At 62.2% G+C, this 11,705-nt stretch carries 10 protein-coding genes; 9 read left to right on the forward strand and 1 reads right to left on the reverse strand.

Going from position 1 to position 11,705, the window contains the following annotated elements; translation table 11 throughout:
• Nucleotides 1-254: 254 nt before the first annotated feature.
• The 3 genes from HU811_RS00060 to HU811_RS00070 all read left to right on the forward strand — a co-directional run bounded on the left by HU811_RS00060 (nucleotide 255) and on the right by HU811_RS00070 (nucleotide 4,630).
• On the forward strand, nucleotides 255-1,703 hold the full coding sequence (locus HU811_RS00060; RefSeq protein WP_186653015.1) for an APC family permease: 1,449 nt from the start codon (nucleotides 255-257) through the stop codon (nucleotides 1,701-1,703).
• A gap of 87 nt (nucleotides 1,704-1,790) precedes the next feature.
• Entirely contained in the window at nucleotides 1,791-3,212 is a 1,422-nt protein-coding gene (locus HU811_RS00065) for an aldehyde dehydrogenase family protein (RefSeq protein WP_186653018.1), read from the forward strand.
• 95 nt (nucleotides 3,213-3,307) lie between these two features.
• Nucleotides 3,308-4,630 (forward strand): alginate export family protein, encoded by a 1,323-nt coding sequence (locus HU811_RS00070; protein WP_186653021.1) that lies wholly within the window; start codon nucleotides 3,308-3,310, stop codon nucleotides 4,628-4,630.
• Between the two features lie 30 nt (nucleotides 4,631-4,660).
• Here the strand turns inward: HU811_RS00070 and HU811_RS00075 are convergent, their stop codons facing one another.
• On the reverse strand, nucleotides 4,661-5,419 hold the full coding sequence (locus HU811_RS00075) for an IclR family transcriptional regulator (protein WP_092396393.1): 759 nt from the start codon (nucleotides 5,417-5,419) through the stop codon (nucleotides 4,661-4,663).
• A gap of 271 nt (nucleotides 5,420-5,690) precedes the next feature.
• Here HU811_RS00075 and HU811_RS00080 point away from each other — a divergent pair, with 271 nt between their 5' ends.
• The 6 genes from HU811_RS00080 to HU811_RS00105 are packed head-to-tail and all read left to right on the forward strand — an operon-like array spanning nucleotide 5,691 to nucleotide 11,687.
• Nucleotides 5,691-7,232 carry an acetolactate synthase large subunit gene (locus HU811_RS00080; protein ID WP_092396395.1) on the forward strand — a complete coding sequence of 514 codons (1,542 nt, stop codon included), beginning with the start codon at nucleotides 5,691-5,693 and terminating at the stop codon, nucleotides 7,230-7,232.
• 10 nt (nucleotides 7,233-7,242) lie between these two features.
• On the forward strand, nucleotides 7,243-8,733 hold the full coding sequence (locus HU811_RS00085) for an aldehyde dehydrogenase family protein (protein WP_092396397.1): 1,491 nt from the start codon (nucleotides 7,243-7,245) through the stop codon (nucleotides 8,731-8,733).
• Between the two features lie 26 nt (nucleotides 8,734-8,759).
• Nucleotides 8,760-9,554, forward strand: a complete 795-nt coding sequence (locus HU811_RS00090; protein ID WP_186653024.1) for an SDR family NAD(P)-dependent oxidoreductase — start codon at nucleotides 8,760-8,762, stop codon at nucleotides 9,552-9,554.
• A gap of 12 nt (nucleotides 9,555-9,566) precedes the next feature.
• Nucleotides 9,567-10,607 (forward strand): VPS10 domain-containing protein, encoded by a 1,041-nt coding sequence (locus HU811_RS00095; protein WP_092396401.1) that lies wholly within the window; start codon nucleotides 9,567-9,569, stop codon nucleotides 10,605-10,607.
• Nucleotides 10,608-10,618: 11 nt separating this feature from the next.
• Nucleotides 10,619-11,068 carry a VOC family protein gene (locus HU811_RS00100; RefSeq protein ID WP_092396403.1) on the forward strand — a complete coding sequence of 150 codons (450 nt, stop codon included), beginning with the start codon at nucleotides 10,619-10,621 and terminating at the stop codon, nucleotides 11,066-11,068.
• A gap of 16 nt (nucleotides 11,069-11,084) precedes the next feature.
• Nucleotides 11,085-11,687 (forward strand): amino acid synthesis family protein, encoded by a 603-nt coding sequence (locus HU811_RS00105; RefSeq protein WP_092396405.1) that lies wholly within the window; start codon nucleotides 11,085-11,087, stop codon nucleotides 11,685-11,687.
• Nucleotides 11,688-11,705: the final 18 nt, after the last annotated feature.

Consider the following 11,705-nt stretch of genomic DNA (forward strand, 5'->3'; position numbering starts at 1 on the left):
CGGCTGGGCAGAGCATGAGGGGCGGCCGTGCAGGGGGCTATCCCAAATCGGCAAGAGCTGGCGGATTGGCAGCGCCGTTGCGACCCGTTTTGGGGCGGTGCCGATGATGCTACCGATTTGGGATAGCGAGCGGTTCGACGGGGGGCATAGGATCGATTCCAGCGCGCGTCTAAAACAAAAACGCTAACCGGTACCGATCGTGCCTTGATCGGACCAACCCTATAGCGACTGCCTCATACAATAAGGTCAAGAAAATGAGTGTATTTATCCCGGTCAACAGCTCGACGGAGCTCAAGCGTGGCGCCCTGGGTGTGGGCTTCATCATCTTCTTCGTGATTTCGGCAGCGAGCCCGTTGAGTGTCATCGCCGGTGGCTTTCCCATTGGCATCATGCTGGGTAATGGTGCCGGCACCCCGGCGTTGCTGATCCTGGCCTTGTTGGTACTGCTGGCGTTCTCGGTGGGCTACACCACGATGTCCCGGCATCTCACCAACGCTGGTGGTTTCTATGCGTTCACCTCTCGCGGGCTGGGTGGCTTGGCCGGCGGCGCGGCGGCGGTGTTGGCGATGTTCGCCTACAACATCCTCCAGATCGGGCTGTACGGCATGTTCGGCGGCGTGGTCAGCGGCACCATGGAGAGTGTGTTTGGCCTGGTGTTGCCCTGGTGGTCCTACTCGTTGATGGCGATGGCCAGCATCGCGATTCTGGGGTATCGCAAGATTGATCTGTCCGCCCGGGTGCTGTCGATTGTCGTGATTGCCGAGTACTTGGCGATCCTGACCTTGGATTTTGCCATCCTGAAAACCGGCGGTGACAGTGGCATCAACCTCGACGCATTCGATCGCAGCCATGTGTTCAGTGGCACGCCGTCAATCGGGCTGCTGTTCTGCTTCGCAGCGTTCATCGGTTTCGAGGCCACGACCATCTACGGCGAAGAGGCCAAGAACCCGCAACGCACTATCCCGATTGCCACCTACAGTTCCGTGTTGCTGATTGGCGGTTTCTACGCTTTGTCAGTCTGGTCCATGGTGGTGGGGGTCGGCGCGGACAAGATCGTCCCGATGCTTCAGGCCTTAGAGGACCCGACGACTTTTATCTACGGCATGTCCGATCATTTTGTCGGGCCATACCTGACGCAGATTATCCGCGTGTTGTTCATGGTCAGTATCTACGCCGGGCTACTGGCGTTCCATAATGCCGCGGCGCGCTACTTTTTCGCCATTGGTCGAGATGGCCTGCTGCCCAGCCAGTTGGGCACCACCCATCGCATTCACCAGAGTCCGCACATGGGGTCGGCGTTGCAAAGCCTGATCGCTGCGGTGGTGGTGCTGATCTTCGCGGCTATGGATGCCGATCCTATCCTGCAGTTGTTCGCCTGGTTCTCCAACCTGGCTACCCTCTGCGTGATTCTGTTGATGGCGCTGACCTCGGTCGCGATCTACGTGTATTTCCAGCGTCACCCGCAGCTTAAGGTCGGGGTCTGGCGCGGGAAAATTCTGCCGGGCTTTTCTTGCCTGGCACTGCTGACGGTGCTGGTCCTGGCCGTCGTTCATTTCGATGTGCTCACCGGTGCCAGCCAATTGATCTCCTATGGTCTCTGCGCCGTGATACCCGCCGCACTGATCGGCGGTCTGTTTCTGGCCGTGCGGCTGCGAAGGACCTCGCCGCAACGGTTCATGGCCCTGGGCAGCCACAAGCTCTAGGGCCCCCCCGCAGTACCACTCCACTACGAATACATCTGCCGGCCGCCGTTCGGTACGGCTCGTCAGCGCGTGAAAGGAAGGTTTCAAATGCACACATACAAGATGCTCATCAACGGCGTTCGGGTTGCCGGTGAAAACGGACAGTTTGACGTCATCAACCCCGCCACGGGAGCCGCATTCGCCCAATGTCCAGCCGGGTCGCTGGCGCAACTGGACCTGGCCGTGGATGCCGCGCAGGCGGCATTCGGCAAGTGGCGGCACAGCACTCATCCTGACCGTTGCGATCGCCTGATGAAAGTCGCTGCGGACATCGAACAAGAAGCCGAGTCCCTGGCCCGGCTGATCGTCCAGGAGCAAGGCAAACCGTTGGCGCTGGCCTTTTCCGAAGTCATGGGGGCGGCCGCCTGGACGCGTTATGCGGCGCAACAACAGATTGCCGTGGAACTGGTGGAAGAAACCCCCACCCAGCGCATCGAACTGCACCGCAAGCCTCTTGGCGTGGTGGCTTCGATCACCCCGTGGAACTGGCCGTTCATGATCGCTGTATGGCACATCATGCCGGCGCTGCGGGCCGGTAACTGTGTGATCAGCAAACCGTCGAGCCTGACTCCCCTGAGCACCTTGCGCCTGGCGGAGATCATCGCCCGTCATGTGCCCCATGGCGTGATCAACTGCGTGACCGGTGAACAAGGTTTTGGCAGTGCGATCACCACGCACACCGGCATCCAGAAGATTGTCTTCACCGGCTCGACGGCCACCGGGCAAAGCGTGATGCGCGGTGCCGCCAGCAACCTCAAGCGCCTGACCCTGGAATTGGGCGGCAACGACGCCGCCATCGTCCTGCCGGGTACGCCGGTGGAGGCGGTGGCCGAGGAAATTTTCCAGGCGGCCTTTCTCAACATGGGTCAGACCTGTGCTGCGCTCAAGCGCCTGTATATCCACGAGTCCCAATACCAGGCATTCGCCGATGCCCTGACCGGGATTGCCGCCCGCCAGGTCGTCGGCGATGGCCTGGAGCCTTTGGTCACCTTCGGTCCGGTGCAGAACCTTGAACAACTGCAGTTGGTCGATGCGCTGGTCGCCGATGCGCGGGCCCAGGGTGGACGGGTCTTGTGTGGCGGTGCGCGCCTGGATCGCCCGGGCTTCTTCTATCCGCCCACCCTGGTCGCGGATGTGACGGATGGCCAGCGCCTGGTCGACGAGGAGCAGTTCGGTCCGGTGTTGCCGCTGATCGCGTACCGGGATGTCGAGGATGTCCTGCGTCGCGCCAATGCGGGCGACATGGGCTTGGGCGGCTCGGTCTGGGGAGTGGACATCGAACAGGCGCAGGCGTTGGCCTGCCGTCTCGAAAGCGGGGTGGCGTGGGTCAACTGCCATGCCCAGATCCAGCCGAACACGCCGTTTGGCGGCAGCAAGATGTCCGGTTTTGGTGTCGAGTTCGGCCTTGAAGGCCTGCTGGAATTCACCGGCCAGCAGCTGTTGTTTGTCCGCAAGCGTGACCCTGAATAAGCCCATTCGCCTTGCGAAGTCGGTGCGGCCCGCCGTGCCGACGTCATGCCAATACCTAAGACAGCCTATGAAGGCGCACCAGAGGAGCATCACCCATGCGGTATCCATTCAGTCCATTGCTCGGCGGCACGCTTGCGTGCTCATTGGCGCTTTGCGCCATCAGTCAGGCCCAGGCCTATGAGCTCTACAGCGATGAGAGCCGTCATCTCAACGCAGACATGACGGCGGTTTTCGGCCTGTTCAACAGTCGCAAGAACTATGACGGCACTTCCGGTGGCTCGACCTGGCGGGAAGGTTTCATCAAGTACGGCTTGAGCGGTGATCAGGCCTTGGCAGGCAACGGCACGGCGTACGGCGCCTTCTCCCTGGTCAGTTCCGCCACCTGGGGAGACGGCGACCCGTCGGGCAATACCCTGGGCAGCGAGCGCACGACGAAGATCGAGGATGCCTATCTGGGCTGGCGTTCCGGTGATTTGTTTCCGGCGTTGGGCAAGGATGGCGTCGATATTTCCGGTGGGCGCCAGGTGGTCAAGCTGGGTCGTGGCTTCCTGCTCAACGATGACGGGCCGAACCTGGGCAAGGGCCCTGCCGACGGCGCCCTGAACCGCGGCGGAGCCTATTACCTGGCCGCACGGCACGCTTTCGACCAGACCGCCTACTTGCGCCTGGGCGGGCAGGATGGTCTGCATGGCAGCCTGCTCTGGCTCAAGTCCGACAACCGCGCCCAGGCTGAGACCGAACTGGCCGCCGGCACCTTGGACTACACCACCAAACCCGGTACGTTGGGGCTGACCTGGGTGCATGGCATCGACGTCGATGAGCAATGGGCCAGTGATTTTCAGCGCCAGCGCAAAGGCATGAATGTCTACAGCGTGCGGGGTGAAGGCGATGCCGGTATCGAGAACGTCAGCCTGGCGTTCGAGTATGCCTGGCAGGACAAGGACAGCGGTCCTGAGAAAGCCTGGTACGGGGAGGCGGGGTATACCTTCGCTGACGTCGCCTGGGCGCCGAAGGTGACGTATCGCTACACCCGCTATTCGCAGAAATGGGACTCGCTGTTCACTGGTGTGAGCACGGGCTATGGCACCTGGTTGCAGGGCGAAGTCGCCAGCAACTACGCCGGGCCATTCAACAGTAACACCAGCATTCATCACGTCGGCCTGAAAGCGACGCCCTTGGAGAACCTGACGGTGGGCGCGCTGTACTTCGATTTCGACACGTTGCGTAAGCGCGACTCGCTGAATCTCGATGCCCAGGAACTGGATCTTTATGCAGAATGGGCCGTCAACCCGCACTTGATCATCAGCCCCTTGGTCGGCCTCTACAAACCCAAGCAGGACTCAAACTCGGGTGGCAATCAGGTCGGCGGAAACGGCACCAACCTGTACAGCCAGCTGACGGTGGCCGTTCCGTTCTGACCGTTCAGCCACTGCGTCCAGGGCTGAGGCCTATGGCCCATCGGCGCCTGGCTGGGTCCGCATGTTCTCAGCGATGCGCCGGGTGGTGTCCATGACCATCTCGACCACGGTTTCCTGGCGCAGCAGCTTGAAGCTTTGCGTGCTGCCCACGGCGGACAGGCTGCCCACCACCTCATCGATATCCGGTTGGATGATGGGCGCCGCGATGCCGGTCAGGCCCAGGTTGAGTTCATCGTGGGTCAGGCAGTAGCCGTCCTTGCGGATCTTCTTCGTGGCCTTGGCAAACCCTGCCCAGTCATACGGACTGTCGGGGTCATTGGCCATGTGCTCTTCGAACAGGCGCTGCAGTCGACGGCCCTTCTGGAAGGCGATCAGTACCTTCGATTGTGCACCGCGAAAAAACGGCAGCGGCTGGCCACGTCCGAACGCGAATTGGTAGGTATCCGTCGGTTCAGCGATGTAGGTGTTGATGATGCGCCCGTCATAAAAAACGCTCGCAAACACCGCCAGGCCGGTTTGCGCGGACAGCTCGTGCATCAGCTCGCGCCCGGCGAGCAGGATGGGATCGTACTGACGCATCATCCAGTCCAGCTCGATGACGCGCGGTCCCAGGCCGTAGCTGCCGGCGTCCACTCGCGTCAGCAGGCCGGCATCGCACAGGTCCTTGACATAGCGGTATACGGTCGCGCGTGACAGTCCCATGCGCTCGGCAGTGGTGTCGGGATCGATCTTCAACGTCTCTGGGCCGAACAGGTCCAGGACGCTCAGCATTTTACTCAGGCTGCTCATTGGGTTCCTAAAGGGGAAGGCATGCGGGTGGCCGTTTGGTGAGCACTATAGGTAGGCGCAGCGGCGATGGAAAGCCTGCCTGCCGGATGAGAAACGTGCCGTCACCTTACTCCGCTGCTTGAGAAATACAAGTTGCCTGTCGGTATTTTTAGCCTCAAAAACTACATAAAATCTCATAATAAGAGTTTTATGTATAAAAATAGCTTGTTGTGCGGGCTTTTGTGTGTGATAAATCTCAACCATTGCAAACGCACGACCGAGAGGGCTGGAAATGAATGGTGCGCAACTGATAGTGAAGGCGGCGGTGGCAAGCGGTATCGAGTACTGCTTCGCCAATCCCGGAACGACTGAAATCCCTCTGGTGGCAGCCATGGCCAGTGCCCCGGGCCTCAAGCCGGTGCTGTCCTTGTTCGAAGGGGTGTGCACTGGCGCTGCGGACGGTTATGGGCGCATCGCCGAGAAGCCGGCCATGACCCTGACCCACCTCGGGCCTGGGTTCGCCAATGGCATTGCCAACCTGCACAACGCGCGCCGCGCCAATACCCCCATCGTCAATGTCATCGGCGACCACGCGTCATGGCACGTCAACTACGATCCGCCACTGGCCAGCGACATCCAGGCCTTGGCCGGGGCCGTTTCCGGTTGGGTCCGTACCTCGCGTACGGCATCGGGCATCGGCGACGATCTGCAGGACGCCATGCGTGCAGCCTGGCAAGCCAAAGGCCAGATCGCCAGCTTGATCCTGCCCATGGACCTGCAAGGCAACCCGGCGGAGCACCCGGGAGTATTTGCGCCTGTGCAGCCGCCGGTTCGCCGGTTTGCCGGTGATCGGGTCGAGGCGCTGGCGCAGGCGCTGCGTGACGGCCAGCGCCTGGTCTTCATAGTCGGCGACCAGGGCTTGTCCGTCGCGGGACTGGAAGCGGCGGGGCGCCTGGCGCAACTTCCCGGCGTGCGGATGTTCGCCGAGACCTTTCCGCGGTTGAGCTACCGCGGCGGTGGTTTGCCGGACCTGGATCGCTTGCCGTACTTCCCGGAAGTGGCGATCGAGATTCTCGACCAGTTTGACAAGGTCGTCTGCGCCGGTGTCCCGGAACCCATCAGTTACTTCGGCTATGAAGGCATACCTTCGCGGCTGGCCGAGCGTGACCGCCTGCTGCTGTTGGCCGAAGTCGGCGACGACGTGGCCGGTGCTTTGACGGCGCTGGCCGATGCCCTCGATGCGCCCGCCTACCGGCCCACGCCGCAGGGCATCGAGTTGCCGCCCGCCCAGGCGGAGCTGACGCCTCAATCCATCGGCCAACTGCTGGCCGCCGCGCTGCCGGACGACTGCATTGTCTCCGTGGAAGGCGGGACTTGCGGCTATCCGTTTTTCACCGCCTCCGCCCATGCCGCGCGGCACCGCGTGCTGACCAATACCGGCGGCGCAATTGGCCAGGGTATTCCAGTGGGTTTTGGCGCCGCCCTGGCGGAGCGTGGCAACCGGGTGTTCTGCCTGCAGTCAGACGGCAGCGCCCAGTACACCATCCAGACCCTGTGGAGCATTGCGCGTGAGCAATTGCCGGTGGTGATTCTGATCGCCGCCAACCATCGCTACGCAATCCTGCAAAACGAGCTGCGCCGTTTCGGCATGACCGAACTCGGGCCGCAAGCCCTGAACCTGACCGTGCTGGACCGCCCGCGGATCGACTGGAAGGCCCTGGCCAAAGGTTACGGCGTACCCGCCTGCACGGTGCACACCAATGGCGAACTGCAACGGGCCCTGACCAATGCCAGTGCCGACAGTGGTCCTTGCCTGATCGAAATGGCGCTGTGAAGGAGTCGATATGAACCCGTTCGAAGTATTGCCCGCCGTCCAGGCGTTCCTGTCCCAACCCGGTCGCCTGTTCATTGGCGGCTCATGGCAGGACGCTGCTGGAGGTCGCCGGTTTGCCGTGGAGAATCCAGCCACCGAAGAAACGCTGACAGAAGTCGCCCAAGCCGATGAGCGTGACGTCGATGCGGCGGTCGCTGCCGCCCGTGCCGCGTTCAGCGGGGCCTGGGCGCGGCAGTCACCGGCCCAGCGAGGCCTGTTGCTGTTCCGCCTGGCTGACCTGTTGGACCAACACCGCGAGGAACTGGCTCAACTGATCACCCTGGAGAACGGCAAGCCCATCGCCGCCGCCCGCGGTGAAGCGGCCAGCGCCGCAAATATCGTGCGCTACTTCGCCGGTTGGCCGACCAAGATCGAAGGCAGCACGCTGCCGGTTTCGCCCGCCAGCGGGGCGCCGATGCTCAACTACACCCTGCGCGAGCCGGTGGGGGTCTGTGCGTTGATCGTGCCGTGGAATTTTCCGCTCAACATGTGCGTCTGGAAGCTCGGTCCGGCGCTGGCAACCGGTTGTGTGGCGGTGCTCAAACCGGCCGAGCAGACGCCGTTGGTGGCGATCCGGCTGGTGCAGTTGATCGAAGCGGCGGGCTTCGAGCCGGGGGTGGTCAACCTGATCACCGGGCTCGGTGCCGAGACCGGTGCACCGCTGGCGAAGCACCCTGGCGTGGACAAGATCGCCTTTACCGGCTCGACTCAGGTCGGTCGACTGATCGCCCAGGCCGCCACCAGCAACATGAAGAAGGTGTCGCTGGAATTGGGCGGCAAGTCACCGAACATCATCTTGCCGGACGCTGACATCGTGCGGGCTGCCAAAGGGGCCGCCGATGGCATTTTCTACAACCAGGGGCAGGTCTGCACCGCCGCGTCGAGGTTATACGTGCATGCCAGCGTACTCGACCAGGTGCTCGAAGAGCTCCAGCGTCACGCCGCCGCCCATGTCCTCGGGCCCGGGTTGGATCCGGCCAGCAGCATGGGCCCGCTGGTCTCCGCGCGCCAACTGAGCACGGTCAAAGGCTACCTGCAACGCGGGCAGCAAGAGGGCGCCGAACTGGTCTGCGGCGGAGGGCGACCCGAGCACCTGGAGCGCGGTCACTTCATTGAGCCCAGCGTATTCCTCGACCGCTTCGAAGGGGCCTGCGTCGCCCGCGAAGAAATTTTCGGTCCAGTGCTGACCGTCATGAGCTGGACCGAGATCGACGACCTGGTGCTGCGCGCCAACGATTCGCCCTATGGCCTGGCGGCGGGCCTGTGGACCCGCGACCTCAGCTCGGCCCACCGGGTGGCGGCGCAACTCAAGGCCGGCTCGGTCTGGATCAACTGTTGGAATGTCGTCGATCCGGCTTCGCCGTTCGGTGGCTACAAGCAATCCGGCTGGGGCCGGGAAATGGGTAAGAACGTGATCGATGCCTACACCGAGACCAAGAGTGTCTTCGTCGATCTCGCCTGAACCGAATCATTACAAGAGGAATCGCTATGGATCTGGAATTGAAAGGTCGTGTGGCCATCGTCACCGGCGGCGGCATGGGTATCGGTAAGGAAGTCGCACGCTTTCTCTCCGAAGAGGGCTGCAAGGTGGTGATCTGCGCGCGCCGCATGGAGTATCTCCAGCAGGCCGCCGAGGAGATCACGGCCCAGACCGGCAACGAAGTGCTGCCCTTGTTTTGCGACACCAACCAGATGTCGGCCGTATCGGACATGGTGGAAGCGGCACACAAGCACTTCGGTCGCATCGACATCCTGGTCAACGGTGCGGCGGCGCCATCGGGCGTCGTGCGCAACGACATCGAGCATGCCGGCGACGATGAACTGCTGTCGGACCTCAACACCAAGGTCATTGGCTATTTCCGTTGCGCCAAGGCCGTGACCCCGCACATGAAGGCCGGCGGCTTTGGTCGCATCATCAACATCGGAGGTCTCACCGGCCGCGGCAGCAAGGTCCTGTCGGGGATGCGCAACCTGGCCATCGCCCACATGACCAAGACCCTTTCCGACCAGTTGGGCCCAGCCGGCATCACCGTCAACCTGATCCACCCCGGCGTGGTGGACACCCCCCATATCCAGGAGTTGTACGAGCGCGAAGGGATCAAGCAGGGCAAGACCCCGGAACAGGTCGAGCAAGGCTACATCGATGCCACGCCGATCCGCCGCACCTTGGCACCCATCGAGATGGGCTGGCTGATCGGCTTCCTGGCGTCACCCAAGGCCGGGGCCGTGACAGGTGAGTCCATCGGCATCGACGGTGGTTTGACCCGTGGCATCTTCATTTGAGGAGCATCAGCGATGAGTAACGGAACCCTTTTGGTCGCCACGGTGGGCCAGGCCGTCATCCGCAGCGCCGACGATGGCCGGACCTGGCATCGCCTTGGCTTGGGCCAGGACCTGGAATTCGATGCGATCACGCGGTCCTTGAGTGTCCACCCGGGCACCCCCGAAGTGATTTATGCCGGTACCGACGTAGGCTTGTGCGTCAGCCACGACACTGGCGGTCGTTGGGAACGGGTCGATTCACCGTTCAATGGCCAGACCGTCTGGAAAGTCGCGGTCGACCCGCAGGATGCCCAGCGTATTTTTGTCGGCACCGGGGCACCTTCGCGCGCTGTGTTGTGGCGGACCCTGGACGGTGGCCAGCACTGGGACCGCGCGCCGGTGGAAATCCCGGAATTCTGTGACGGCGTCAGCCGTCCCCGTCTATTGGCCTTCGCCTACGATCCAACGGACCGCAACCAGTTATGGTTTGGCCTGGAGGAGGGCGGGTTGTTTCATTCGCGCGACGGCGGCGACAGTTGGACACGGGTCGATGACCGGCTGCTGTGGGATTACAACTCCGACATCCACAACATCCTGGTACTGCCCAACCATGGCCAGAAGGTCATCGTGGTGGTCTGCGTCAACGCCGTCTACCGCAGCCTGGATGAAGGGCTGACATGGACCGGCATCATTGCCCGCGAAGCATTCGGCCTTTACTACGTGCGTGCCATGAACGCGCCGCTGGATACGCAAAGCAGCCTGTACTTGAGCATTTCCGACGGCACGCCCGGTACCACCAGCAAGGTCCTCGTTTCCCATGATGCCGCGCTCAGTTGGGAAGTGTTGCCTCTTGCGCAACAGCCCAACTCCTGTATCTGGGCCATCGCCTTCAACCCGGCCAATCCTCGGCAAATCGTCGCCGGCACCAAGTACGGCCATCTGTTCACCTCGGAAAACGGCGGGGACGGGTGGCAAAAACAGTGGCGCGAGTTCAGCGAGATCGCGGATGTGCTCTGGACCCCCGCAGTGGCGCAGATCAAGGCCGGACACCAATCCATCGTCAAGAAGAACTGAGGTATGGCGCGATGAAAGTCGAAGTCCTTCGTACTCATTTATCGCTATGGGTCAGTGACCCCGAAGTGTCGGCACGCTGGTACGCCGACATCCTCGGCATGCATGAAAGTGCACGAGGCGACAGTTGGATCATGATGGCGTTTGGTGCCAAGCATCACGACATCGCATTGATCCGTGCAGAGCCGGGTGCCCATCAGGGCGGGCTGGGCTTGCAGCATTACGGGCTGGAGATCGCCGGTGACATGACCACCCTGCGCCAGCTCTACGGCATGTTGCTGCGCAAGGGCGTGGAGGTGGTGAAGATCACCGACCACGAAATCGGCAACGGCGTTTATTTCCACGATCCCGATGGCAATCGCATGGAGTTCTTCCTCGAGACCGAACATGACGATGCCCGGGGCAAGGCACGGTTCAGGGCCGCTGGCGCCCCGAGCAGGAATTTCGATCTGGACCCACTTTGAACATGAGGCAAGTCTGATGAAAACCGCGAATTTCGCTACTTATCACATCCGTAAATGGTACAGCTTCATCGAAGAGACACTGGCCAACGAAAGCGGTCAGTTGGCCGATGGCGAGCCGTTGTTCAAATATGCGATCGCGGCCGTGATCGCCAACCCTTATGCAAGCCGCTATAGCGAGACGCTGTCGGAACTGATCGAGCCATCACCGCTGCTGGGCGAGGAGTTCGGTCGGCGTATCCAGGCACTGGCCGGCTCGCGGGAGATTGTCAGTTACGGCAAGGCATGCCTGGTGGGCAGCCTGGGTGAGTACGAGCACGGCAATGCGTTTCTGACCAACCCGGCTGCCGATCCGGTTCGAGTGGCGCTGGGCGGCGGCAAGTCCTGGGTGCCTTCCACCGGTAAGCGCGGCGGTCCTGGCACGACCATAGACGTGCCGCTGGCACACAAGGATGCGCTCTATGTGCGTTCTCACTACGACAGTATTTCCCTGACGCTGGGGGACGGCCCGTCACCCGATGAAGTCGTGGTGATCTGGGCCTTCGCCACGCGTGGTCGCCTGCATGCACGACTGGGTGGCCTGCAGGCGGCGGACGTCAAGGGCGTCGATGGCTTGCATTGACTCCAAGGGTTAGGCTGC

The organism is Pseudomonas tehranensis, from assembly GCF_014268615.1.
GTDB classification, from domain to species: domain Bacteria; phylum Pseudomonadota; class Gammaproteobacteria; order Pseudomonadales; family Pseudomonadaceae; genus Aquipseudomonas; species Aquipseudomonas tehranensis.